Raw genomic sequence first — 24,327 nt, forward strand, 5'->3', positions numbered from 1 at the left:
CGATTGCGACGCCCCGTCTCGCCGAGGCGGGGCGTCGTGCGGTCAGGATGCCGACCGCTTCCGGGCCGTCTTCTTCGCCGGGGCCTTCTTGGCGGTCTTCTTTCCGGCCTGCTTCTTGGCCTCGGTCTTCTTCTTCGGCCGCATCTCCCGCACCTCGCCCTCGCCGCCTGTCTCGCCGCGGTTCTCCTTGGCTGCGCGCACGCTGTCCTGGAGGGCGGACATCAGGTCGACGACCCGCCCCTTGGGCTCGGCCGGTGCCTCCGTCTCGGGCGGCTCGCGGCCTTCGGCTTTGGCCGAGATGACGGCCTCGACAGCTTCCCGGTACTGGTCGCGGTACTGGCTGATGTCGGTGCCGCCGATGATCTCCATCAGCTCCATGGCTTCGTCGACTTCCGCGTCGGACAACTCGACGCCCTTAGGGGCGAGCCCTTCGCTCGAGCGGATCTCGTCTTCCCAGTGGAGCGCTTGGAGCACGATGGCGTCGCCGACGACCCGGAGTGCGCCGAGCCGTTCGCGGTTGTGCCAGGCGAATTTCGCGATGGCGACCTTGTCGCTGCGCTGGAGCGCCTGGCGTAGGAGCGTGTACGGCTTGGCGGCGACTGCGCCGTCGCCCTGCAGATAGTAGGGGCGGCCGAACCGGATCGGGTCGAGACGCTCGGCGTCGACGAACGCCTGCACGTCGATTGCTTTCGCGGTGGGCAATGGGAGGTCGTCCAGCTCTTCGTCGGTGATGGGGACGAGCTGGTCGCGGGATTCTTCGTAAGCGCGCCCGATCTCGTCTTGGTCGAGTACGCGGTCCTCGATTTCGCACACCTTGCGGTACCGGATCCGGCCACCGTCGGTGGTGTGGATCTGCCGGAAGCTGATGCTGTGGTCCTCGGTGGCTGGCAGAACCTTGATCGGGATCGTCACGAGACCGAAACTGACGGCCCCGCTCCAGACTGGGCGCGGCATGGCCTACCTCCCAGGAGCCCCCCTGGGGTCGGCTCCAGCCTAGGCCAAGCCCGGACGGGACGCCCCTGGCCAGCCCTTACGCGGCATTCGAACTAGAATCCGAATCATGGATGCGAAGGAGGAGTGGCGAGCCAAGGCCGGGCCATGGGCCAGGGCCACACTCCCCGACGGCCAGCAGCTGGACGTCGTGGTCCTCGGACGCACCCGCACCGTGGACGGCCGCTGGTGGTACGAGTGCGAAGCCATCCTTCCCGCTCGGCACGAAGGGCCTGACGGCACCACCAAGACCACGGGCGCGCCCACCCCGATCAGCGTCGAGGCTGATGAGATCGCGCAGATCCCCGGCGAGGACTACTCACCGGTGCCGACGCAGGGTGCTGTCGCGGGCAGGCAGTGGGTGGTCGAGAAGCTCCACCAGTACGCGGTCGATGATCCCGCCCGCCGCTTGCATCGCCGCGACTGCTGGCAGGCCCGGAACAGCCACGACCGCATCACCACCGACGACGCCGTCGACCTGCTCGCACGCAAAGCCATCGCATGGTGCGACGTCTGCCGCCCGGACAAGGCCCTGCGACGCCGCCCCACCGTGCGCCAAGAGGGCGCCGGAGAATGATCGCCTACCTGTAGCCGTTGGCGGGGCTATCCCTCCAGGTAGGCCACGATCACCAGCATTATCTGGGGTTGTCAACCTGAACTCGCTGGTCAGGGAGAAATCAGGCGTTCTGTCACATGAGGCCCACTCAGCCCCGTGGCGTTGCACAGGTGACCTGCGACAGCGAATCTTGAGCGGCTGTTGCCGTTCCGATCCTGTGGGGTGTTTGGTCGAACGGGAGTACCGATGCTGCGCATGAGAACAGGGCACCGCGCCATCCGAGGGTGCGCGGCCCGTGCCGCGCGCCCGCCGCGTCGGCTGTGAAAATCCGCATGCGGTCGCACGGGGCGCAGTGATAGACATCCGGCGTGCAAAACACTCTGGACTTCCCTGACCTGCTGCGACTCATCGACGAACGGTCGGCCGCCTTCCGCGCCGCGGTCGCCGCCGCTCCCAGCCTCGATGTGCAGGTGCCGACCTGCCCCGGGTGGACGCTGTTCGATCTGGTGAAGCACCTGGGTGGGGGAGACCGTTTCTGGGCCGCCATCGTCGGCGCGGGGCCTGCCGACGCTCCCCCGGCCGAGGCCACCGCTGCGCGCGCCGCTCTGGAAGTGCCGCGGGAGCGTGAGGCCCTGCTGGCCTGGCTGGCCGCGTCGACGCAGCTTCTGCTGAGCGCCCTGCGCGAGGCAGGACCGGAGAGCGGTAGCTGGACGTGGTGGCCTGCGTCGCAGTCACCGCAAACCTCCGGCGGTATCGCCCGGCACCGGGCCCAGGAGACCGCGGTGCACACGTACGACGCCCAGCTCACCGGGGGCGCCCCGCAGCCGCTGCCGGTCGAGGTGGCACTCGACGGTGTGGAGGAGTTCCTGTTCACCGTCTGCGCAACGCCGAGTGCCTGGCCGCACAAGCCCACGGCCTTCGACTTCCACGCCGCCGAGGGCCGCTCCTGGCGCCTCACGGTCGACGGCGACGGCGCACGCTCCACCCGCATCCCCGCGCACACTGCCGCGACCGACGAGGACTCGGACGCAGCCGGCGCCTCCATCCATGGCACGGCCAGTGAGTTGGTCCTCTACTTGTACGACCGCATCCAGGCCGAATCCTTGCGCGTGGACGGGGACACAGGGCTGCTCGACCTGCTCCGCGCCTGGGAGCCGGAGGAGAAGTAGGACGCGTGCCCATACTGTGCCGCCGTTGAAGCCACCCTGCAGCGGGGGCAGCATGAGGGCAGCGGGTGGCGACTAGACCTCTATGAAGGCGACGACCAAGATCATGTGCAGGACGGTGACGCAGTACAGGCCGCGCGCCGTCGACGGCCCCCTCCCGGTCCGCCTCACGCCGCACGCCCCAACTGCTGCCCCCGCGCCCGCCGTACCTGATCAGCGTGACAATCGTTCGCCGGGCTCTCGGCTACGGCTTTCAGACGCCGCTCCTGGCATCCGCCACGGCGCCTACTCATCGCCAGGCCGCCATCGAGACTTGGACGCCGAACCACCAGCCGTCCAGCTCCCAAACCTGAGCGACCTACGGGACCGCGGTGTACTCGGGTCACCAGGGAGGAGCAAGCAGTGAGCAGCACCCGCCGCGGCCCTGGGTACCGGTCCTTGGTCCGACGAGCCGGTGCTGTCCCGGGTTGGCGACAGCCGCGAACGTGCCCGTTCGGCTGCGGAGCGGGCCCGCCGCTGGGCCGCCCGCCCCGTCCGACGAGGAGCAGCTCCCGACGCGGCTGCCGGGGCGCCGCCAGCTGGGCAGCGGACCAGAGTCGAACCAGCCCGCTCCAGGTGGAACGCGATAACGGCGACGCGCAGGGGCGGAATCGGCCCGCCAGCGGCCGCGATAGGGCGGCCACTGGTCCAGCACAGTTCCGCCTGCGGCCGGGAGCTCCAAGGTTGGTCGGCCACTGAGCCTTGGAGGCCCACACAGATGGACTTGCGGATGCGGATTCCTGCCCCGGGTGCGGTCCGCGTTTCCCCTGTGCCGGACCCGAGGGTTGTCAGCCGCAGTCGTTGCGGTTGATGCGCAGGGAGCGGGTCTGGTCGTTGAGGTTGTAGCCGCGCAGGTCGTGGATCGATCCGCCGCTCTTGGTGACGCATACCCACCGGCCGGAGTAGTTGCGCTTCTCGTAGACGCGTGCGGTTCGATCCGAGTTGTTCCGCACCGAGCTGCCGCGGTCCCGGATGGCCGAGGGTAGGTCCTTCACGCTGCCGTCGACGGCCCGTTTCACCCACGGCTGCCCGCCGAAGTTGATCTCGGGGTAGATGCACACGTAGCCGTCGGGGCAGTCGATCTCTGCCGACCTGCTGGTCGCCGACGCGGCAGTGGGAGCCACGGCGGTCAAAAGAGGCACGGTCAGAGCGGCGGCCACGAGGCTGCGGGAGAGATGGTTCATGCCCACAGTGAAGAGCCACGGCCGCGTTCGCGAGGGCGTCGGGAGACAAAACCACGCGATCGGGCGGAAACGCGCGTGGTTCCTGGAAGGGCTGGGATGCGAGAACACGGTGTTGCCGTTGTGCGCCAGGTGGCGGTTGGGGCTGGGCGCATTTCGAGTCTGCTCTCGAGCATCCGGGTGAGGCCGCATGTCGGGCCAGCGTGTGGGCCAGGTCGGTGCGGTACGACAACGACATGGCCACTCACCCCGACCCTCAGCCGAACACGGAGAGCGCCAGCCGCGAATCCCTGGCGAACCGCAAGGGCTACGACGACCGCTTCCTGGGACCGGCTGTCCCGCTGCCCGTACCTGCCGATTCGGGCACCGAAACGGTCGTCCTCCCCTACGCCAACTTCACAGTCGTCTTCCGCCCGGACCGGCGGCTGGCTGCGGCAACCGCCGTCATGATCGACGGCGCCCGCCTCGTCGACGTGCCGCGCGAGGACGAGTGGCGCTTCGACCCCCGCCTCCCCGAGGCCCAGCAGGCCGGCCACCTCATCTACAAGGACAACCCGCTGGACAAAGGACACCTGGTCCGCCGCCTCGACCCTGTATGGGGACCCGACGCACCCAAGGCGAACGACGACACGTTCCACTACACCAACTCGGCGCCCCAGATGAACGTCTTCAACCAGGGCAAAAAGCTCTGGCAGGGACTGGAGAACTTCCTGCTCGAGCACGCCGAAAACTTCGACCGCAAGCTGACGGTCTTCACCGGGCCGGTGCTCGAGAACTCCGACCCGCCCTACCGGGGCATCCAGGTACCGCTCCAGTTCTGGAAAGTCGCCGCGTTCATGCAGGACGGGGACCTGGCGGCCACCGCCTACGTGCTCGACCAGAGCCCCGACCTCACCAAAGACGCCGCCGCCCAAGCCATGGCGGAAGCCGCGCGAGCAGGAGACCCTCCCCCACTCGGCGCCTTCCGCACCTTCCAGGTGCCCGTGGCCGACATCGCCCGCCTCACTAGCCTGGACCTGGGCCCGCTGCCGGCCGCCGACCGGCTCCCCGCCGGCGTGCGCGCAGCACGGCCCTGGACCCTCCTGGAGTCCTACGACGACATCACCATGCCCACCTCGTAGGAGGGCACCGGGAAGGCGGCCGAGCTGGACAGTCGCCTTCAAGGGGCGGGCCCGCCGCAGTTGGTCGCCCGCTGCCGAGCCTCGGCCGCCATGGGCTGGGGCCCGGTGGCTGCCGGTTATGCGCTGGCCAGGTACCACAGCTGGGAGGACGCGCCGTCGGAGCGGTCTCTCGTGAGCGCGGAGGACCCCGTTGCCGGGAGTGGTGCTGGCACGGCGGATGAGCTGGAACCTCCTTCAGCGAAACCGGAATTAGTGCTTCAGGTTCCCGGTCCACTTGAGGCAGGGTGAGCAGAGGGTCGAAGACCTGGTCGGATTGTCTCGTGCAGCAGGTCAGCCGCGAGCCGGGGGTTCAGCAGGGCTCGGCGGTCATCACAGTGGTGGGCATTCACTCCGTCGAGGCATCTTTTGCCTCCGGCGGCATGGACCGTGAGCATCCGCCCATGTTCAGGACATGAAGCTCGCAATTCGCGCTGGTCTGGCCGGAGTTCTGGCCGCAGCCGCGCTCGCTACCGCCAGCCCCGCTCAGGCCGAGGACATCACTCTTCCTCTGCGTTCAGCCGTCGCCACCCTGCCGGTGGCCGAGGAGGACCGCAGCGGCTACGACCGGGATCTGTTCAACCACTGGATCGATACCGACCGCGACGGGTGCTCGACCCGGTCGGAGGTACTGCTGGAAGAGGCCACGGTGGCGCCTCAGGTGACCGGCCGGTGCACCCTCAACGGCGGGCGCTGGTACTCCTGGTATGACGACCAGGAGGTCGAAGGCGCCCGTGGCCTGGACATCGACCACCTCATCCCGCTCGCCGAGGCCTGGGATTCGGGCGCCTCGGCCTGGACCAGCAAGCGGCGCGAACGGTACGCCAACGACCTCGGAGACAGCCGCGCCCTGGTAGCGGTGACCGCCCGGTCCAACCGCCAAAAAAGCGATCAGGACGTGTCCGAGTGGCTGCCTGACGACGCGGTGGTGTGCCGGTACGTGGCCGACTGGACGGCGATCAAACTCCGCTGGAACCTCACCGTCGACCCGGCCGAACAGCAGACCCTGACCGACCTCGCCGCCAACTGCCCGAACACCCCGGTCACCGTCGCCACCGCCGACTGACCCCGCCCGCCCGTCGCCCCGGAGCCCAGCATGGCGCCGGGGCGACGGGCACAGCCGTCAACTAGCAGATGTGGATCAGCTGACCGGAGCCCGCGTCGTAGCGACGAGACACGAACTGGCGTCAGCTCGGCCCTCGAGTAGGAGCAGGATGCTCTCGTCGCCACGTCTCGACCTGCGCGGTGACCCACGTCGGGGTGGCGCTTGGACTGCAGCGCGGCACCGACGAACGGTCCTGCAGACCGGCTTCACCGAACCTGCGCCAGTGATTGACATACTCATCTCGGCGGCTACGTGGGCGATGGGGCGAGTCCGACAGCGTTGGACTAATCGGCGGCGTCCCTCGACAGTGAGCGGTGTGCATTGCGATGAGTCATAGCCGCGTGTCGTCAGTCAGTGGGGGCGACTCGGATCAGGTTGCCATCCGGATCCGCAACGACGAAGGTGCGCCCGAATATTTCATCGCGCGGCTCGCTGACCACTCGGGCCCCTTTCGCCACCCACCGCTCAAACTGGCGATCGATCGCGTCGGGTCCGCCAGACAGTGGGAGACAGACCTCGCTGGTGCGTGGCACCGCCGGGGTCAGGCCGTCGATCTGCCCGCTCCAGAGCGCAAGGTCTGCGCCGTCGCCAAGATCGAAGGCGATGTATCCAGGAGTCTCGAAGCTGGGCTTGATCTCAAGCAGGTCTGCGTAGAAGCGGGCAGCTTGGGGTGCCTCGTTGACGTACACGATGAACACGATCGAGGTCGACATTGCTCACTCCCTGGGTCGGTCTCACTGAACGACTGGAGCTTGCCTGTCATTTGTGACGGATTCCGTCACGTTCCCTGAGACTCTTGATCCGTGACTCCGGATCGCTTCTTCTCGCTGCTGCTGACGCTGCAATCTCGGGAGACCATGACGACCGCCGATCTGGCGGCGCAAGTCGGTGTGTCGGTCCGTACCGTCCTCCGAGATCTGCAATGGCTGCAAGAATCGGGATTCCCGCTGCTGATCCGACGAGGCCGTTGGGGCGGGGTGACCCTTCTACCTGGTGGGATGCTCGACACGTCACGGCTCACTCCCAGCGAACGGGACCATCTCGCGCTCTACGGCCTCGACGACATGCAGCGCGAGCAACTGGGAGCCGCGGCCGACACCCGGCGCGCGCACCAGAAGATGCGTTCGACCCTGCGCCTGTCGAACATCGACGTGCTGCCCTTGAGCGCGGTCGTGACCACCGACAACAGCCCGTGGTTCTCCAGAGACGCCGAGGGGCTGCCTCCGGCAGCGCTGGTGGGTGACCTGCGGCGCGGTGTGCGGTTGCGCATCTGCTACCGCCGATCCGAGGACGTCGAGGCCACCTGGCGGGTCATAGACCCTTATGGCTTGCTGGCCAAAGCCGGGAGGTGGTATCTCGTGGCAGACTTCGCGGGGCGTCCTCGACTCCACGCGCTGGAACGGATCGTCGGCTGGGAGCCGATGCGGGCAGCTCGTCGGCTGCGTCCGGACGTGACCTTGGACAGCGTCGCAAGCGAACTGACGGCGCACTGGGAGAACCCGGAAGTCTTCCAGATCCACGCCGAACTTGACTCGAACCAACTCAGTCGGGCGAGGCGCATCCTCGGCCGCCGCTTGACCATTCGGGACACCGCAGGAGCGCAACGAGTGAGCATCACGGTCACCGGTCGGGACTTGGAGGACGTTCGCCTGCTACTGCAGTTCGGCAACAGCGTCACCGTCACCAGCCCCGCAGAAGCCCGCGAGCGCATCCGACAACTCGCTACACAGATCCTTCAGAAGTACTCGTAGAGAGTTCTCGCCCTGAATCTCCCACACGAGGTGACATGGTCGTCCTGCCCCGCAACACCTAGGCCGTGTTGCTAAAGGTCTGGACCCAGTGGAGTGTGGCGGCGAGGCACTGACCGGAGTGGTGGTTGCGGGCGGTCTTGTCTGATCGCATCGCGAGCCCGCGCCACTGCTTGAGCTTGTTGAAGCAGCGCTCGACGACGTTGCGGCCTCGGTACCGCTGCCGCTGCTCGTCACCGAAGTCGATCGGGCGGCCAGGTCGCTTGCGGCGGTGGGCTATTTGGTCGTCACGTTCCGGGATCGTCGTGGCGATGCCGCGCTCGCGCAGCCACGCCCGGTTCGCCCTGGACGGGTAGCCCTTGTCCGCCAGCAGCCGGTCCGGACGCTGACGTGGCCGTCCGGTCACGCCGGCCACGCGGATCTCGTCGAGCGTGTCGGGCAGCATCGTCGTGTCCGCGACCTGGCCGCTGGTCAGGACGAACGCCAGCGCCCGCCCCTTGCCGTCGGTGACCAGGTGCGTCTTAGTCGTCAACCCGCCACGGGAGCGGCCGATCGCATGATCAGCGGGTTCGTCTCCGAGCTTCTTATAGCTCGACAGCGCCCCCTTTGTCCCTGGGCAGGGTCGCGCCGTGCTGGTGGACACGCACGATCGTGGAGTCGATCGACGCGATCCAGTCGACGTCGCCGCCCTGGTGAGCCATCGCCTGAACCTGCTCGAGGACGCGCGCCCAGACCCCGGCCTTCGACCAGCGGCCGAAGTTCTTGTAGATCGTGTTCCAGTTCCCAAACCGTTCGGGCAGATCACGCCACGGCGCCCCGGTGCGAAACCGCCACGCCGTCGCCTCGACCACCGTGCGTCGGTCTACCGGCGGACGGCCCATAGTCTTCACAGCGGGAAACAGAGGCCCGAGCACGGCCCAGGCCTCATCAGAGATCACGTCACGCGACACAAGCACAAGGCTGCGCCCGACGACTTCGAAGACCCTCTAGCAACACGCTCCGAGGCTGACCGAGACTCGTTGCCCGCGCGCACCACGAAGCGTCAACTGGTCAGACGGGATCGGTGAACGAGATCGACTTGCCGGTGGCCTGGGCATATGCGATCTCCCTGCTCGTGGACTCGCCGATATACCCGCCGGGGTTGACGACCAGAACCCGGTCAGCCAGGTCGATCTTGCGCAGGTGGAGGGCGTCCAGGGCGGTCTTCTGCTCGTTGGTGATCAACTCGTCTGCTTCGCCTGGCGCGACGACGATGACACCTGCGAAGGTCAGATCACGGTTCGCCGCACGCATCTCGTTCACGAACCGGGTAGAGCCACAGATGCAGACAATCTCAGGTCGGTCGGGCACGGCTCAGTCCTTCGGTCGAACGGGAAACCGTCCGTGTGCACGCTGACGTCACAGACAGGCACACGAGCCAACAGTTTACGTAGCGAGACGGACGCCGCACAGCTACACCGTCGCAGGCAGGAGGCATGGCCCGTACCGGGAATGGCGCTGCTCGACGGCTAAGTCTGGGGTGCGTCCCTGGCTCACCAGCCTTCTTTAGCAACACGGCCTAGCTCAGAGCAAGTTGTCCAAGAGGGTGGTTGGAGCGAGAGCGGGGAGGGGTGGCGGTGGTTTGGTGGTGGATTCGGTGTTCGAGTGCGGTGAAGCGGCGTCGCGTGTGGGTGTTGGTGAGGGCCTGGTGGACGGCGGAGGGCTGGCTGATGAGCATGACGCCTTGGCGGGCTCGGGTGATGGCGGTGTAGAGCAGGTTGCGTTGGAGGAGTTGGCCGGCGGAGGTGGTCATGGGGATGACGACGTAGGGGTATTCGCTGCCTTGGGAGCGGTGGACGGTCAGGGCGTAGGCGTGGAGGAGTTCGTCGAGGTCGGTGAAGTGGTAGGGGACGGGTTCGCCGTCGGTGAGGGTGACGGTGAGTTGGTGGGTGTCGATGTCGATGGCGGTGATGGTTCCGGTGGATCCGTTGTAGACGCCGTTGGTTCCGCGGTGGGGTTGGTTGCGGATCTGCAGGACGCGGTCGCCGAGGCGGAAGATGTGTCCTTCGTGGTGGTGCTGAGGCTTGTCGGGTGCGGGCGGGTTGAGGCGGGCCTGCAGGCGGGCGTTGAGGGCGAGGGTGCCGGTTGCGTGGCGCCGGGCTGGGCAGAGGACTTGGATGTCCTCGAGGGCGGTGTTGAAGTGGTGCGGGATTTGGTTGGCGACCAGTTCCACCACGTGTTCGGCGATGGTCTCTGGGTTTTCGAGGGGGCGGCAGCCGAACACGCGGTCGGCGGGCTGGGGTGGCAGGCCACGGAGGATGCGGTGGGCGTTGTCGATGATTGCTGCGCTGCCATCGTCTTGGCGGAAGATGCGGGTGAGCTGGGTGCGGGGAATGTCGGGGACTGCGAGGAGGTCGCGTAGGACGCGGCCGGGGCCGACGCTGGGGAGTTGGTCGGTGTCGCCGACCAGGAGCAGATGGCAGCCGGTGCGGATGGCGGCGGTGAGTCGGGCGGCGAGTTGGACGTCGAGCATGGAGGCTTCATCGACGACGATGAGGTCGGTGGCATCCAGTCTCGTGTGGTTGTCAGGGTGGGCGGACGCGTCGGGCGGCGTGTTGATCAGGCGGTGGACGGTCGTGGCTGGCTGTCCGGTGGCCTCCTCCATGCGCTTAGCGGCTTTGCCGGTGGGGGCGGCCAGCGCGATGGTGATGCCTGCTGTGGCGGCGAGCATGACGAGGGTGCGCAGGGTGTGGGTTTTGCCGCAGCCTGGTCCTCCGGTCAGGATCGACACCGGTGTGGTGAGCGCGGTCAGGACGGCTTGCTGCTGCTCTTCGGTCAGGTCCTTGGGGGCAGTCTGGGCCAGGAGGCTGGTCCAGTCGGTGTGCTTGGCCAGGGCGGGGTGGGCGTGGTGTAGGCGGAGGATGTCTTCGGCTAGTCCGGTCTCGGCGCGGTACATGGAGGTGAGGCTGACGGCGGTGGTGGCGTGGAAGACGTCGGCGTCTTCGAGGATGGGTGTGGGGAGGGTTTCGATGACGGTGTCGCCGGCGGCGCGGAGGGCGTCCAGGGCGTGGCGGAGGATGGGGTCTTCGAGGATGTCTGTGGTGGTGGGGTCGTCGTCGGTGAGGAGGTGGCGGGTGCGGGCGAGGAGGGTGCGTTCGGGGAGGTGGCAGTCGCCTCGGGTGCGGGCTTGGGTGAGGGTGTGGAGGAGGGCTGCTTGGAGGCGTTGGTCGCTGTGTTTGGGGGTGCCGACGGCGAGGGCGATGCGGTCGGCGGTGTCGAAGCCGATGCCGTGGATGTCGCGGCACAGTTGGTAGGGGGTTTGGCGGACGATCTGCATGGGGTTTTGGTCGGCGTCGGTGTAGGTCTGGTGGATCTTCACGGCCAGGTGGGCGGAGATGCCTAGGCCTTGGAGGAAGACCATGATCTCTGCGATGGCTTTCTGGGTTTGCCAGGCTTGGGTGATGCGGTTCAGGCGGGTGGGGCCGATGCCGTGGACTTCCAGGAGGCGCTGGGGTTCGGTGTCGATGATGTGGAGGGTCTGGTCGCCGAACTGGTCGACGATTGCGGTGGCCAGTGTTTCGCCGATGCCGTGGATCAGTCCGGAGGCGAGGTAGAGGCGGGTCGCGCGTCTGGTGGCGGGCAGGGTTCGCTCGCACGTCTCGGTCTTGAACTGGCGCCCGTAGCGGGGGTGGTGGATCCAGGTTCCGGTCAGGCGCAGGCTCTCCCCCGGTTGTGTGCCGAACAGTGCCTTGCCGACCGCGGTGATGGTCTGGGGGCTGGGTGTGTCGTCGGCGATGGTCAGGCGGAGCACGGTGTGGTGGTCGTAGGTGACGTGGACGAGGTGGTCGACGACTCCGTCGAGGCGGTCGCGGGGTGGTGGTGGGCTGGGCAGCGGGGTCACGGGAGGTGTCTTCTCTGGGTGTGAGCCGGGGTGAGGCGGGTGGTGGTGAGCGGGATGTGGCTGGTCACCGCGAGGGACGCCGGGGTGGTGGTGCGGTGGGTCAGGGTGATGCCGGGGGTGTGACGGGGCACGGCTGTACCTCTGTCTGGGCGAGGTCGGTCTCGGGGGCCGCGGGCGGGGTGGCCTGTGGTGTTCGATGCTGGTCGAGGCGTCGCATGTGAGGGTCGGTGTAGTGGCTGGGCTGCAGCCACAGGCCTGTGTCGGGGTCGGCGGTGGGCACGAGCCAGACGGGGATGTGGTGGGTGAGGGCTCGGCGGCACATGTCGGCGGTGCTGCCCTGGTGGTCGGGGTGGAAGTTTTCGTGGAAGGCGATGACCAGGCGGGGGCCTTCGTCGTGGAGGATGCGCTGGTTGCGTTCGGCTTCGCTCCAGTAGCGGGTGCGGGAGCGGCGGCCGGGTGCTGGGGTGAGGGGGTAGCAGCGGTGGCGCCAGGCGGGCAGGTCGTGGTGGGTGCACCAGTGGTGGGCGGCGCTTGCGGCGCCGGTGCTGGCGGTTTCGATGATGACGAGGTCGTTTTCGTGGCGGGTGGCGGCGCGGTCGAGGAGGGTGGTGATGGTGTCGGGCCAGGGCCAGCGGCGGCTGCCGCAGATCAGCACGCGGGAAGCGGAGTCGGTCATCTGCTGCCGCTGTGGGTGGGGGGTGGCGGGCCAGGTAGGTGGTGCTGGATGTGCTGGTGGTGGGTGTGGGGGTTGAAGGGTTCCCAGCTGGTGCGGGCGATGTCGGCTGCGTCCGGGGTGGTGGCGTGGGTGGTGCAGCGTTGGGCGCGCCAGCGCAGTTGTTCGCTGTAGGGCAGGTGGGTGAGGTCGTAGAGGGCGAGCCACAGTTCGGGGAGTGGGAGGTGGCCGGGGTTGTGGTCGGGGTGGAGTGGGGCGAGGGTCCAGGTGCCGGGGAGGGCGTCGGGGGCGAGGATGGGGTGGGGGCAGCGGTGGCGGTTGCGGGTCTGGGCTACGCAGGGGATGTGTTCGAGTGGTCCGGGGGCGAGGTAGCGCAGGTACAGGAGTTGCACGACCGGTCGGGCATCCGGTGTCGGGGGGTTGGTGGGTGGTGGGTCGGGGCGTGGGGGTGGGGTGAAGCGGCCGGTGTCGTGCAGGCGCCGGGTGTTGAGGGCCAGGCTTCGGCGCAGGCTGTCCAGCAGGCTGTTGCCGGGCGGTGCGGGGGTGGCGGGGCACAGGGCGCGGTGGCGGACGCGGCACCAGGGTGAGCCGTCGCCGGCGGGGTGGGCGAGGCCGGAGTTGATGTGCCAGCGCTGGTGTGGGGGTACGGCGGCGGTGGGGAGTTCGTGGGGGTGGAGCGGGACGGGGTTGTGGCCGCCGGTGCGTTCGTACCACTCGATGCGGTTTCCGCATGCGGTGCACCGACCTTGTTGGGCGATGCGCAGGAGGCGGGTGGGGCTGTCCGGGGCGACGCGCAGAAAGCGTGGCGGGCAGCGGTGCTTTGGGCTGCCGTCCCATGCCAGATCACCGGCGGCGGGGGTGCTCGTGGAGTGCATGGCCGGGAACCTGACAGGCGACACGCCGCAGGGGCTGCAGCGCAGCCGCCGGTGTCCCCCGCGTGGCCGCAGTGCCCCGTACTCACGTTCCCTTGATGGTCGTTAGTTCGAGGACTGTCGTCAGTTCGGGTGGTGGCGTTTGCTCAGCCTGGAGGGCCCGCCCGGGAGGACGGTGGGGTCAGGTAGCTGGCGGGGCGGGCGGTTCGTGCCCTTCGCAGAGGGTGCCCAGGAGCTGGTCGATGGGGGCGCCGAGGGCGTGGGCGAGGGCGTGCCAGGTGGCGATGCTGCCGATGGTGCGGCCCTGCTCGATTTCGATGAGGGTGCGGCGGGATAGGCCGCTGTGGGCTGCGAGTTCGTCGTAGCTCCATCCGCGCGCGGCCCGCAGCCGGGAGAGCTCGAGGCGGAGCTCGTCGAGGTTGGGGTCGGGCGGGAAGATCGTCACTCGCCTATCGCACGGTGCAGACCCCTGCCCTGTCAGTGCAGACCTCTGCCCTATTTCTGTTGGTGTCGGTCACCCGAGGTAGGGCAGAGGTCTGCACTACTGTGCCGCCGCCGACCCGCTCACCACCCGAAGGCAGAGGCGACGAACGACGAACGCGGCCGGCAGCCAGACCAAGCACGGCACGGAGGATGACCACCGATGGGGCTCGGCACGACCACCCGCCCAGTACGGCGCACCTGGACGGTAGAAATCCGACCGCATGCGCGGGGCCGGGTCCTGCTGTGCCCGCACTGCGACCCCACTCCCGTCGACACCGAACCTGCGGCAGTCCGCGCGACCGTGGTGGCCCACTTGGCACACCACGCCCGCAACGAGCCACTCGCGTATCACCTGCGGACCTGCCAGTGCGGTGAGCACGCCTGCCAGTGGCACCCGCGTCACCGGGGTTGCGATGGCAGCCTCGTTCTCCTCCTCTCGCGTAACCGCGGCGGCCACCACTGGCGGCTGGCCGACACGTGCCGTGCCTGCGCTGCGGCTACCGAGTACGCGGCCGCGGTCCCCGAACCTGCGCATCAGCCCGCCCCTCTCCCCCACCACTCCGAGCTGGAGCCCAGAGCGGAATCCGACGCTTCCCTGCCCGGCCGGGAGTACGGCACGGCGCCTTGCCGCGAAGTGGCCTTGTACGGCTATGACTTGCTGGAGGATGGCCCGTTGTGGCCCGACCCCCTGGCGCACAACTGGGATGGATACCCCGCATAACTCAGTGACCTGAACAGGCTGGTCCGGGGGTACCTCGCCAGGGCCCTTCTGGAGTACGTGCCCCCTCTGACCAGCGAGATGTCACAACTCGACGATTCTCAAGCACTGTTGCATGGCCGCCCGTCGGGTGCGGCCCTGGGGAGAGGAAAGGAGACAAGCACAGTGGATCCGGTGTTGGTCGGGGCGGTGGCGTCCGTGCTCGTCAGCTTGGTGAGCGGTGCAGTGAAGATCGCTCACCGCTGGATGGAGAAACAGGTGGAGCTGGCGCGTATCGCCGATGCAGGGCTGACCAAGCGGGTCAGCTCCGCTACCTCCAAGGGGGCGATGCAGGAGTCGGGACAAGGCCACCTCGTTTGGGCTGCGGCGCCGTCTTCTCTGATCGGGGGTGGCTGCGATGGAGGATGCGGTCGACGTTGAACTGCCTATGGCCGGACCGCTGGAGGCCACCGCAGTAGCTCTTCCGGGTCGGCAGCTGGCGGAGGAGCTGCATCACGGGCAGTTCCCGGCCCTGGTGCGCTTCCTGCTGCTTCAGGGGGCGTCCTGGCCGGAGGCACAGGATGCTGCTCAGGATGCCTTCACTCAGATGTGCGCGCCTGGTGTGTCGATCGCCTATCCGAAGGCGTGGCTGCGCACGGTGGCGACGCGGTCTTGGTTGCGTCAGCAGGTCAAGCCCGAGGATGCGTGTGCGGAGCCGCCTGAGCCCCAGGGGGTGGTGCGGTGGCAAACTCCCGCCCATGCGGTGGAGATCGGTGAGGAGGAGCGCCGTGTCATCGCTTTGCTGCTGCAGTTGCCGGCTAAGCAGCGGGCTGCGATGGCCTGGCACCTGGATGGTTTCGCCACTGAGGAGAGCGCTCGTGCGATGGGCACTACGCAGGCTGCGGTCCGCCAGAACCTCGCCAGGGCACGAGCTGCGTTGAAGGCAGGGCTCGGTCTGTGCGGCGGCGGCAGTAAAGAGCCGGGAGGGGAATGATGAGGGACAACCGGTCCGTGCACGCGGCGGACGGGCGTTCAAGCGACTCGCTCGATGTGCTGCTGGCTTCCGCTCACGGACAAGTCGGCATCGCTGTACATGACCGGCTCATGGCGCAGGGAGGCGTGCCCGAGCTGCGTGATCCGGATCTGGCGTTGGACCGGCTGCTGGCTGCTGCTCACCGCACAGCCGGGCGCGCGATTACCGCCCGGCTGAGCCAGGCAACACACGTCGATCCCGCGGATAAGGGTGGTCAGGAAGCCCCGCGGCCCGATAACGGCGCGTTGGCCAGCCGTCCCGCGCCGGTGCGGCTGAAGTACCGCCGCGATGCCATGCAGATCGCTCGTGCGTACTGGCCCAGGGATCTGGTGGACGCCTTGCGGACCGCGCTGCGGCTTCTCGAGAGGTTGAGCGAGATGCTGGAGGCGTCGCAGCAGCCTGCCGATAGAGCACGTGAGGTGGTCGAGCAGCTCGATGCACGGTTCGCGGAGGTGCTGTTGCTGCCCGCGCCTCGGCGGCGGCCTGTGGAGCTGACGGGGACCGACTACCTCGCGGCCGTCGAGGTCCGTCTCGCCCGTCCCGCGGAGCAGCTCTTCTACGATGTGGAACGAGTCCGGCAGGTGATGGACGAAGAATTCGCTCCTCTGTTCACGGCAATCGATGACGCTGCTGCCGGGTACCTTCTTGGAGCCGAAGCAGTCGCGCAAGATCTCTACGACGACCTGGAGCACGCCAGCACGCGGGCGATGGCCCTGTCCCGGGCTGTTGCCGAGGTGGAGAAGATCAGCAATGACTTCGTCGGGGCCGATCTCCGCCACGCCAACCTGGACGGCGTGCTCCTGGAAGGCATCCGCTGGGACGCTGCCACCATCTGGCCTGACGGATGGGAGGCACTGATCCGGCGGGCGTCGCTGCCGGTCGGCGGAGAACACGGAGTCCTCGTCATCGCAGCAGAACCAGACGACAGCGTCATCCCCGCCAAGGCCTGAGGGCGAGAGTGTGCGGCCGCACGTCTTGGTGGGCCGATCGGCGACACCCGGTATGTCTTCGAACAGAGTTCTGCCCACTGCAGCAGTTGACTTCCGCGACTTCTCGCCTTTTGCCCCTCCGCCCGAGGGGGTGGTGGCATGCTGCTGCCCCCGGAAGAGCGCAACTTCTGTGCGCACGCGCCCCTTTGAGGCGGTCCTCTCGTCCTGACTCAGCAGCGAGAGCCGGAGTCAACGAGCCAAACCTGTTGCATCTTCACGTGCATCTCTGTAGCCCACAAGAGTGAAAATCTGCACATCTGGGCCTCCATACCGGAATGGCGGTAGCGCCGTCAGCAGAAGCCACTTCCTGGCCATTGTTTTTCGTGCTTTAAGGATCGTCGGCTCGGCAGGGATCGCTCACCCTGCGAATTCTTTCGACTTCCCTCAGAATCTGATCACCTGCGGACGGCGGCGACTTACGGACCGCGTCAACCGATAATTTGCACGCCCGCAACGGTTGTGCGGCCGACTGTAAGTTGGGGTTTCGAGCGGGGCGCAAGGCCCCGCATACAGTCGCCCCAGGGTGGGTTAGGTCCACCCTGGGGCTATTCCGATCGAACAAGAGGATTCAGCTAGTGCTCGACCGAATTATCCGAGGAGTCCGTGGGACCGCCTCGATGCTCAGCGAAGGTAGCAGGCTGCCGCTTTCGTCTTGGCAAAGCAGCGGGCTGGTTGCCTGGCATGTCACGCTGCGTCTGCGGGCTGCGATTTTGGTGGTCATCGTGATCTGGGTGACCACGACGGGATTCGGCCATCTGCCTGCATGGGCTGTCCCGTTGGGGGCAGTGGCGGCGGCGGCTGGCCATTCAAGCGTTCGCTACCTGCGGATTCGCTTCCTCTGAGATACCGGGCGCCTGTCCTGGAAGGCCGAGCCTTACCGGAGCAGGCGCCCGCCCACACTGACGACGGTATGCCGGATTCGTCGGGGATTTTCTGTTCCGGGCGGATGGGCAGGTACCCCGGAGGAAGGGGAGAAACAAATGGGTGCTTCGGATGTCTACGCGCGGTGTGTGCTGTGCGGACGCCGTTTCCGGCAGCGGACAGGGCCGGGCCGCAAGAGGGACTACTGCGAGAAAGCCTGCCGGCGTCGGGCGCAGCGGCTGCGTGATGGTGAGGCCAAGGCCACGCCAGCTGCAGCGTTTCCCTGGGGGCGGCAGGTCGCCGATGACGCTTTGGTCTTGGCCGCGCGGCTGGCCGAAGCCGAACGGGAGAAGGTCCCCTTGCCTGATCTGCTGGCGCACGCCGACCGGTTGGCGAGGAATGTGTCCTGCTATGTGGCAGCTGCGGTACAGGATGCGCGGGCAGACGGTACCGGGTGGGCTGCGGTGGCCGAGGCTGCAGGGGTCAGCGTCGAGACGGCGAGGATCAGGTGGAATGAGCAAAAGGTGAAGCGGCTGCTCGCCCGCCGTGATCAGCACTGGACCGCACCGACGGAGCCTGCGCAGGGACAGCCGGGAGCTCTGGGCGCGTCCTTGGGGCGGTCGTCCGCCCAAGAAGACACCGGGATCGGGCGTGCGCGGCGTCAGCTGGCGGCTGCGCTTTCCTGCCTGCAACGCAAGAGCTCGGTGACTCTCCAGGAAGCCGCCCATCAGGCCGACTTGTCGCCGTCTTACGTCTGGCGGGTCCTTAACGGCACTCGCCTGCCGGCCTGGCCGGTGGTGTACATGCTGGCCACGATCTTCGGGGGCAATGCCGGGGAGCTGCGATTTCTGTGGGAGCGAGCTCAGGGAGTCTGTCCCCCGTCGCGCCAGTCGGTGACCGGTGCGGCGGGACGGCTGCAGGCCGCGCTGCGTGGGCTGTATCTGGCGGCGGACGGTCCTGATCTGCGGCGTCTGAGCAAGAGCGGTGGAGAGTCCTTGGCCCCTGAGCTTGTCCAGGAGGTGCTTGATGGTGACCTCGTTCCTGATTGGTGGACGGTCGAGAAGCTGGTTGCCGGGATGGGCGGGGACGCGTCAGCCATCAGGCCGCTGTGGGAGGACCTGCACTACGCGTTCCTCGCGTCTCGGGACGTTTTTCCCACGGGCGGACTGCCCCGTTCGGGACTGCCTGGTACTGAGATGGACACCGACTTCGATGCAGCGTCTTCGTAAGGCGCAGCCTGCAGTGAGCAGTTGGGCGCCGTTATGTCAGGAGGGAGGTGTCATGGCTCAGCCGGGGTGGTCCACGGACGCCCTTGCACAGGGGTACACCGGGTTCCGCCAGCTGTATCGCGAGCACTATCTGCGCTACGCACGCCTCCGGATCGGTGACAGAGCAGTTGGGGCGGTGGGGGCCGCTTTCGGGCATCTGGCGTGTCGGTGGCCCACGATTCTGGGCAGTGCGACTCGCCCTGCGGCGTATTCCTGGCGCCTGCTGGGCCGGTGTGTTACTGCGGCTGGTCAGGGTGGGCCCGGCACCGCGGACAGTGCGGGGGAACTGTACGGCGCGCTGCCTGCTGAGCAGGCTGACGCGGTGTTGCTGCACTATCGGCTGGGTATGACGCTGATCGAGGCCGCAGATCTCATGGGGATCGATCCGTCAGCGCTGGCGGCTCATCTGCTCATGGCTGAGCGCTGTCTGCCGCAAAGTCTTTCCAGTGTCCTTCGTCTACCGGAGGCGGGGAGCATGCGCGGCTGATGGCTTGGGGAAAGTGAGGCGAGCAATTACTCCCCTCCATGTCCAGTCCCCGTCAGCCGTCTGGGGGTCCTTCCTTTAGGGGGGTGGGCGCCGGACTGCCATCGTCTCTAGCATGGGCCTCCTTGCTGCCAAGCGGCCTCCGTGTGCAGGAGGCGAGGGGGGTCGGATGGATCACTGGGAGAATCCCATTGCTCACTCCATTGACATCAACACGCCAAGCATCGCTCGCATGTACGACTGGTATCTGGGAGGGACAGACAATTTCCCTTCTGACCGCAAAGCTTGTCGGGATCTGTTAGAGATCGCTCCCAGCACGTGTGCCCTGGCCCGGAACAACAGACTGTTCCTCCAGCGGGTGGTCCGCGTCCTTGCTCTGGAGTATGGGGTGCGTCAGTTCATCGACTTTGGTTGCGGGCTACCCACTGGGAACAACGTGCACCAGGTCGCCCAGAGCATCGACCGCAGTTCACGGGTCGTCTACGCCGACAGTGACCCGATTGTTCTTGCTCATGGCCGGACCTTGCTGGATGAGAACGACGAGACTTGCTTCGTGCGGGCGGATTTGACGGATGCGGACCGCATTTTCGACCGTCCGGAGGTCGCTGGACTCATCGACCGCAAGGCCCCGGTGGCTGCGTTGTTCGTCTCGGGGTTGCACCGCATCCCTGACTCCCACGAGCCGGGGTGCATAGTGCGGCGTGTTACCGAGAAGCTGGCCTCGGGCAGCTTCGTGGTCATCTGTCAGCTCGTCAGTGACAGTGCGGCTACCCGGCAGGCGGCCACCGAGTTCATGCGGCAGACCACTGACGACAACTGGGGCCGCGTCAGGGAGAAGAGCGAGGTGCAGGCCTACTTCGACGGTTTGGAACTTCTTACTCCAGGGCTGGTCGAGGTTTCCGCCTGGCGGCCGGACTCCGACGTAGCCCCGCGGCAGCGCACCTTCGAGTGGGAAGAGTACGGCGGAGTCGCACGTCTCCCCTGACGTCCGGACGGTGGAGTGCTCAACTCCGCTGCCGAAAAGCGTGGGCCGCGTACTCCCTTATGGCTGCGTGGAGAAGTTCCATGGTCTCCTTCCGGGACGCGGCTGCCCCCCAGAGCTCGGAGAGCACGTAACGGTAGCTCTCGACGCCGCTCTTCTTGCTGATGTAGGTGGCACCAGCTGCCTGCTCGAGATAAACGAGCTCTGAGGGGCCTCCCGGAGCAAATTTCAGGTAGGTCACCGGAGTACTGGGGGCAATCTTGGCTCCCTTCATGAACCGCACGACGCGGATTGTGATCCCGCTACGCTCTGCTGCGTGCAGCAGATACTCGAGCTGTTCAACCATGACGTCCGCACTGCCCACGGGCCGACGCAGGATGGCTTCGTCGAGCAGTGCCACCAGCTGTGGTCTGCCGCCACCTTGCAAAAGTCTCTGGCGGGTCATCCGCAGATCGACGCGTCGCCTGACCTCGGTTTCGCTGGCGTTGGGCAGACCGGATGTGACGATCGCTCTTGCGTAGCTGGGAGTCTGCAGCAGGCCCGGTACGACGCTGACTTCGTAAGTGCGGATCTCAGTGGCCGAGTCTTCCAGGCCGATCAGGCGCTTGAGCCAGCCTGGTGTCACATCGGCGTACTCGTCGTACCACGCCTTGGCTGTGGCCTGTCGCAGCAGTTCCCGGACCGCCTCGACTTGCTTGGGGTCCTGGACCCCGTAATGGTCGACGAGGTCGAGGACGTCTCGTTCCCGGGGCGGGTTTTCTCCTCGCTCCATGCGGCTGATCTTGGAAACAGATGCCCGGATCACCGGCGCTGCATCCTTGATCGCTAGGCCCTGTTCCCTGCGCAGCCTCCGCAGGTACGCTCCCAGCACCTTGCCGGCAGCGACCGGTTTCTCGCCCTGGCGAGGCAATGGGAGAGCCCCGGCGGTCAACGGTCGGTCCGGATGATCGGCGGACATGCAGACTCCTGCTCCTGGTGCACTGGCGGTGCCCATCACTATCTCAGGATGGTGTCTGCCTGTCCGCCGCAACCTTCCTTGTTCTATACCTGCCTCAGGCGGTCATATGATCGAAATCACCGCTCTTGGCGCCCGTGACAAACGCCGCGAGTTCGGCCCGCGTGTAGACCAGCGCGGGCCCCTCCGGGTGGCGCGAATTACGTACCGCTACGTCTCCATCAGGCAATTCAGTCAGCTCCACGCACGCGCCTGCCGCGTTGCTACAGGTACTCTTGATCCATTTTGCGCCTGTGATCGAACTGGCCGGGATGCCGTTGACGAAGCGCTCCATCGTGACCTCTTTCGCCGTGCTGTTCGAATACCCGCCTTCCAGGGGCGCGCCGGAAGCGCCCGAAGGGCAGTACCGGCACAGATTTATCGCACTCGCGAGAACTCACATGCAATTGCACGAAGGGCGGGATGCTGGGAATACTAGCGTCACCAGCCCCTTCGCGAAGTCCCCCGAAAGAGTGTTCCCGTTAAGGCCGCGGACGCGGCCGGTTCAACGCCGAAGAGGAAAAGTTGGCTCCCCGCAGCAACGCTCCGCGCCTCCCCCGTCCCAGCTCCGCCCCCCTCGACTGGGGGCTGGCCATGGGGCTGGGAGTGCCCCACTTCTCAGCCCGCCGCTTCAGCTCAAACCCTGCCAGCCTGCTACCCATTCGACGCTTTACGCACCGCACTCTCGCCCAGTGGGGCCAACATTCTTGCGTCGAAGACACCACACTGGTGGTCAGCGAGCTTGTGGCCAACGCAGTGCGCCACGCCCTCTCGCATCAAGCCGGCTGCCATGGATGGCTTGGGTTGATGAACACCGCTCACACGATCATCTGTGCCGTACAGGACCCCAGCCGCCACCCACCCCTCCCCCGGGCGACCACTGCCCATGACACAGGGGGGCGCGGACTTCTCATCATCGACGAACTCAGCCACGACTGGGGGTACTCACTCCACGGCAACACTGGCAAGACGGTCTGGGCACTTGTGCCCATCACCATCGCCGGAGTCACCACAGGGGCTGGAAATGGTTGCGGCACACCCAAACTTGAAGGATGGTGATCGCCACTCATCCGGGTACGGCGAAGACCGCACCAAGGGCACCGACGGGCAAGACGGGCGGACACTTCGGCCACAGACAGCAGCCCGCCGCCGACAACTCGAGCCAGTGTCCGCCCGATTGATAGCCTGCTGTTGATCTGATCAACGTTGCAAGGGGACGCAAGAGAGCGGTGCCGCTTCTTGTCCTTGGAGGGGGATGTACATCGTGAGGGTCGTGAAGGTTGCGTCGGCTGTGCTGCTGGCTTGTGCTTTGTCAGCATGCAGCGGTGGCGGCGAGGGGTCGAAGGATGACTCCAGGCACGGCACTGGCGGTGACCAACCGGCTGATGAAACCGCACGGATCAGCGTGCCCTCGACGTACGACAACTCGCAAGGCTGGCAGGAACCGGTCGCCGCCGGCGGACTCGATGGCACTGTGCCGCTGGCCTCGGCCCCCCGCAGCAACCTTGTGACCTACCTCGACAGCACTGGCCAGGGATATGTACTCAAGGCCCGGGACGCGAAGACGGGGAAGCTGCGCTGGCGCAGCAGGCCATGGACACCACCGGTGCCGGAGGAGAGCGATACGGAGACCGGCGAGGCCGAGCCGCCGAAGCTCAGCGTGATCACAAGTGGCGGTGCCGAGTACGTCGTGGCCTATGCCTACGGGGAGAAGCAAAAGGACGAACTCAGTCGTAAACGGGAGGTTGTTGAGGTCGTCTCCTACCGCGCTGACGCCTCAGGGCAGAACGTTGCCCCGTTGAAGACTGCCGATGTCCCTGTACTCGGAGAGCCTGATGGCATCAACGCCGATGGATCCGGAGTAGTGGTCCGTGAGACCGACAGCGTTGAAGCCGTCAACGTCACCACAGGGCGCATCAAGTCGTACGAGTCATGCGACCTGTGTGACGAAGAGGGTGACGCGTTCGCGACGGTTGACCGCGGCTTGGTCACCAGCACTCCTGCCACCGGCTATCAGGTTCTCGGTGCGTGGGAAGGAGCTGACACTGTTCCGGCCGAGTACCGGGACCGGTACGCGAACGCGATCGCTGTCACGGAGGACTATGTCGTCGGCACCTGGAAGGACCTTTCTGCCGACGATTCGCGGTGGGTCGTCCACGACTCCCGTTCCGGCAAGGCGCTCGTCACTATGCAGTGCTCTCCTCCTGAAGGTACGGGGACAGCCAACCCCAAGCTGTACACCCCGTCTGTATCCGCGAACGGCCGGTACCTCGTTGTCGGCACCGGCGCCTTCGACCTCGAGCGCAAGAAGGGGTACTGCTTCGAGGGCACGGACGAGCGCAACCCCATTGAGCTGACCACAGTGGATGACAACGGCGTCGCCTACGGAGCGTCCGTCCCCACAGACACCTCCGAGCCCAGCCCTCAGGTGCAGGTGTCACTGGACACAGGAACGCCCAAGCCTCTCCCATCCGGCGCTATCGTCCCCGCCGCAGACGTCGCTGGACACGGCTTCTTCACGGCTCCGACCGGCAGTGGGAAACTCGCCCTCGGGCTCATCGCCTACCCCCACCGCTGAACCTCCGGCCGCTGTCGTCCCCGGTCCCCGGCAACGGCATCCGGACCGGGGACACACTGCCTCCGGGAAGCGACCTGATGCGTGGCACCGGATTGCTGGCGCCCCAGAGCTGGCCCGTATCTTCCGTTAAGCGGCGAAGCGCTCTTGCCCGATCACGGAGTGCGGGTGCTCGCCTTGTGCCCAGCTGTCCAACGCCTGCTGCCCGATGAGCGTGATGTCGTGGCGGGCCGCGAAGTTGGATGCGGGCGTGATGAATCCGCTAAGGCGACGATGACCGCCGTTTTGGCGCCGTGCTCTGGCCGGGCAGTGCCGTTGAATGTCTGGACCTCTTTGGATCCGACCGATCGCGCATACTGCTTGCACTGCAGCACGATTTTGCCGCCGCTCTGATTCCAGGCAACGACGTCGGCGCCGAGGTCACCGGCCCCGCCGACACGCCGGGTCGCGCATCGGCGAGGGGCCGGTGGCTGGCCGGATCCCCGAAGAAGTTGGCTCGTACCGCAGTGACGACCCGCAGCCCGCTATCGGGCGCGGACCGCGGTCAGGAGGCGGTCGATGAACCGTGCTGAGACGCCGCCACTCTTCGCTCAA

24 protein-coding genes and 3 pseudogenes are annotated in these 24,327 nt (G+C 66.9%); 13 read left to right on the forward strand and 14 right to left on the reverse strand.

Annotated elements, in window-relative coordinates:
- Nucleotides 1-42 precede the first annotated feature (42 nt).
- Nucleotides 43-954 (reverse strand): Ku protein, encoded by a 912-nt coding sequence (locus tag HYQ63_RS00215; protein ID WP_179931949.1) that lies wholly within the window; start codon nucleotides 952-954, stop codon nucleotides 43-45.
- Between the two features lie 106 nt (nucleotides 955-1,060).
- On the opposite strand from HYQ63_RS00215, the gene HYQ63_RS00220 reads away from it, so the two are divergent.
- Nucleotides 1,061-1,567, forward strand: a complete 507-nt coding sequence (locus HYQ63_RS00220; RefSeq protein WP_179931950.1) for a DUF6233 domain-containing protein — start codon at nucleotides 1,061-1,063, stop codon at nucleotides 1,565-1,567.
- 347 nt (nucleotides 1,568-1,914) lie between these two features.
- Nucleotides 1,915-2,715 carry a maleylpyruvate isomerase family mycothiol-dependent enzyme gene (locus HYQ63_RS00225; RefSeq protein WP_179931951.1) on the forward strand — a complete coding sequence of 267 codons (801 nt, stop codon included), beginning with the start codon at nucleotides 1,915-1,917 and terminating at the stop codon, nucleotides 2,713-2,715.
- 824 nt (nucleotides 2,716-3,539) lie between these two features.
- Here HYQ63_RS00225 and HYQ63_RS00230 read toward each other — a convergent pair.
- Nucleotides 3,540-3,935, reverse strand: coding sequence for a peptidase inhibitor family I36 protein (locus HYQ63_RS00230; protein ID WP_257231494.1), 396 nt, complete (start codon nucleotides 3,933-3,935; stop codon nucleotides 3,540-3,542).
- Nucleotides 3,936-4,168: 233 nt separating this feature from the next.
- Here HYQ63_RS00230 and HYQ63_RS00235 point away from each other — a divergent pair, with 233 nt between their 5' ends.
- Nucleotides 4,169-5,053 (forward strand): DNA/RNA non-specific endonuclease, encoded by an 885-nt coding sequence (locus HYQ63_RS00235; protein WP_179931952.1) that lies wholly within the window; start codon nucleotides 4,169-4,171, stop codon nucleotides 5,051-5,053.
- Between the two features lie 451 nt (nucleotides 5,054-5,504).
- Nucleotides 5,505-6,155, forward strand: coding sequence for an HNH endonuclease family protein (locus HYQ63_RS00240; RefSeq protein WP_179931953.1), 651 nt, complete (start codon nucleotides 5,505-5,507; stop codon nucleotides 6,153-6,155).
- A 148-nt stretch (nucleotides 6,156-6,303) separates the two neighbouring features.
- Here the strand turns inward: HYQ63_RS00240 and HYQ63_RS00245 are convergent.
- Both HYQ63_RS00245 and HYQ63_RS00250 read right to left on the reverse strand, forming a co-directional pair.
- A pseudogene (locus HYQ63_RS00245) lies at nucleotides 6,304-6,529 on the reverse strand (IS481 family transposase); the annotation flags it as partial.
- Nucleotides 6,530-6,541: 12 nt separating this feature from the next.
- A complete protein-coding gene (locus tag HYQ63_RS00250) occupies nucleotides 6,542-6,907 on the reverse strand; it encodes a VOC family protein (protein ID WP_179931954.1) in 366 nt (121 codons plus the stop codon).
- Nucleotides 6,908-6,997: 90 nt separating this feature from the next.
- Here HYQ63_RS00250 and HYQ63_RS00255 point away from each other — a divergent pair, with 90 nt between their 5' ends.
- On the forward strand, nucleotides 6,998-7,945 hold the full coding sequence (locus HYQ63_RS00255) for a YafY family protein (RefSeq protein WP_179931955.1): 948 nt from the start codon (nucleotides 6,998-7,000) through the stop codon (nucleotides 7,943-7,945).
- Nucleotides 7,946-8,003: 58 nt separating this feature from the next.
- Here HYQ63_RS00255 and HYQ63_RS00260 read toward each other — a convergent pair.
- The 7 genes and pseudogenes from HYQ63_RS00260 to HYQ63_RS00285 form a co-directional block, all read right to left on the reverse strand.
- Nucleotides 8,004-8,892: pseudogene (locus HYQ63_RS00260) on the reverse strand (IS5 family transposase).
- A gap of 100 nt (nucleotides 8,893-8,992) precedes the next feature.
- On the reverse strand, nucleotides 8,993-9,292 hold the full coding sequence (locus HYQ63_RS00265) for a hypothetical protein (RefSeq protein ID WP_179931956.1): 300 nt from the start codon (nucleotides 9,290-9,292) through the stop codon (nucleotides 8,993-8,995).
- A 208-nt stretch (nucleotides 9,293-9,500) separates the two neighbouring features.
- On the reverse strand, nucleotides 9,501-11,822 hold the full coding sequence (locus HYQ63_RS00270; protein ID WP_179931957.1) for an ATP-dependent RecD-like DNA helicase: 2,322 nt from the start codon (nucleotides 11,820-11,822) through the stop codon (nucleotides 9,501-9,503).
- The gene (locus HYQ63_RS44160) at nucleotides 11,819-11,953 is read right to left on the reverse strand and encodes a hypothetical protein (RefSeq protein WP_257232715.1); all 135 of its coding nucleotides are present in this window, start codon (nucleotides 11,951-11,953) and stop codon (nucleotides 11,819-11,821) included. Before HYQ63_RS44160 ends, HYQ63_RS00270 begins: the two co-directional genes overlap by 4 nt.
- Nucleotides 11,923-12,498, reverse strand: coding sequence for an SLOG family protein (locus HYQ63_RS00275; protein ID WP_179931958.1), 576 nt, complete (start codon nucleotides 12,496-12,498; stop codon nucleotides 11,923-11,925). The genes HYQ63_RS44160 and HYQ63_RS00275 overlap by 31 nt, the downstream gene beginning before the upstream one ends.
- On the reverse strand, nucleotides 12,495-13,370 hold the full coding sequence (locus HYQ63_RS45525) for a DUF6083 domain-containing protein (protein WP_179931959.1): 876 nt from the start codon (nucleotides 13,368-13,370) through the stop codon (nucleotides 12,495-12,497). Before HYQ63_RS45525 ends, HYQ63_RS00275 begins: the two co-directional genes overlap by 4 nt.
- Before the next feature lie 178 nt (nucleotides 13,371-13,548).
- Nucleotides 13,549-13,812, reverse strand: a complete 264-nt coding sequence (locus tag HYQ63_RS00285; RefSeq protein WP_179931960.1) for a helix-turn-helix transcriptional regulator — start codon at nucleotides 13,810-13,812, stop codon at nucleotides 13,549-13,551.
- A 1,153-nt stretch (nucleotides 13,813-14,965) separates the two neighbouring features.
- Here HYQ63_RS00285 and HYQ63_RS00290 point away from each other — a divergent pair.
- From HYQ63_RS00290 to HYQ63_RS00315, 6 genes are all read left to right on the forward strand, one after another.
- Nucleotides 14,966-15,541, forward strand: coding sequence for an RNA polymerase sigma factor (locus tag HYQ63_RS00290; protein WP_179931961.1), 576 nt, complete (start codon nucleotides 14,966-14,968; stop codon nucleotides 15,539-15,541).
- 17 nt (nucleotides 15,542-15,558) lie between these two features.
- Nucleotides 15,559-16,530, forward strand: coding sequence for a hypothetical protein (locus tag HYQ63_RS00295; protein WP_257231495.1), 972 nt, complete (start codon nucleotides 15,559-15,561; stop codon nucleotides 16,528-16,530).
- 656 nt (nucleotides 16,531-17,186) lie between these two features.
- Nucleotides 17,187-17,411 carry a hypothetical protein gene (locus tag HYQ63_RS00300; protein WP_179931962.1) on the forward strand — a complete coding sequence of 75 codons (225 nt, stop codon included), beginning with the start codon at nucleotides 17,187-17,189 and terminating at the stop codon, nucleotides 17,409-17,411.
- A gap of 138 nt (nucleotides 17,412-17,549) precedes the next feature.
- A complete protein-coding gene (locus HYQ63_RS00305) occupies nucleotides 17,550-18,659 on the forward strand; it encodes a hypothetical protein (RefSeq protein WP_179931963.1) in 1,110 nt (369 codons plus the stop codon).
- Nucleotides 18,660-18,711: 52 nt separating this feature from the next.
- The gene (locus tag HYQ63_RS45785) at nucleotides 18,712-19,185 is read left to right on the forward strand and encodes a sigma factor-like helix-turn-helix DNA-binding protein (RefSeq protein ID WP_373688994.1); all 474 of its coding nucleotides are present in this window, start codon (nucleotides 18,712-18,714) and stop codon (nucleotides 19,183-19,185) included.
- A gap of 166 nt (nucleotides 19,186-19,351) precedes the next feature.
- On the forward strand, nucleotides 19,352-20,167 hold the full coding sequence (locus tag HYQ63_RS00315; RefSeq protein WP_179931966.1) for an SAM-dependent methyltransferase: 816 nt from the start codon (nucleotides 19,352-19,354) through the stop codon (nucleotides 20,165-20,167).
- Nucleotides 20,168-20,186: 19 nt separating this feature from the next.
- Here the strand turns inward: HYQ63_RS00315 and HYQ63_RS00320 are convergent, their stop codons facing one another.
- Together HYQ63_RS00320 and HYQ63_RS00325 are read right to left on the reverse strand one after the other, a co-directional pair.
- Nucleotides 20,187-21,122 (reverse strand): helix-turn-helix transcriptional regulator, encoded by a 936-nt coding sequence (locus tag HYQ63_RS00320; RefSeq protein WP_179931968.1) that lies wholly within the window; start codon nucleotides 21,120-21,122, stop codon nucleotides 20,187-20,189.
- Nucleotides 21,123-21,216: 94 nt separating this feature from the next.
- Nucleotides 21,217-21,453: a DUF397 domain-containing protein gene (locus tag HYQ63_RS00325; protein WP_179931969.1), complete on the reverse strand. Its 237-nt coding sequence runs from the start codon at nucleotides 21,451-21,453 to the stop codon at nucleotides 21,217-21,219.
- 299 nt (nucleotides 21,454-21,752) lie between these two features.
- Between HYQ63_RS00325 and HYQ63_RS45790 the strand changes: the two genes are divergently transcribed.
- Complete coding sequence (locus HYQ63_RS45790; protein WP_179931970.1) at nucleotides 21,753-22,217, forward strand: ATP-binding protein; 465 nt, start codon at nucleotides 21,753-21,755, stop codon at nucleotides 22,215-22,217.
- Nucleotides 22,218-22,413: 196 nt separating this feature from the next.
- Nucleotides 22,414-23,736, forward strand: coding sequence for a hypothetical protein (locus HYQ63_RS00335; protein WP_179931971.1), 1,323 nt, complete (start codon nucleotides 22,414-22,416; stop codon nucleotides 23,734-23,736).
- A 152-nt stretch (nucleotides 23,737-23,888) separates the two neighbouring features.
- On the opposite strand, the pseudogene HYQ63_RS00340 reads toward HYQ63_RS00335, so the two are convergent.
- Nucleotides 23,889-24,170, reverse strand: a pseudogene (locus HYQ63_RS00340) (restriction endonuclease); the annotation flags it as partial.
- Nucleotides 24,171-24,327: the final 157 nt, after the last annotated feature.

Origin of the sequence: Streptomyces sp. Rer75, assembly GCF_013414305.1 — a bacterium.
GTDB lineage: Bacteria > Actinomycetota > Actinomycetes > Streptomycetales > Streptomycetaceae > Streptomyces > Streptomyces himastatinicus.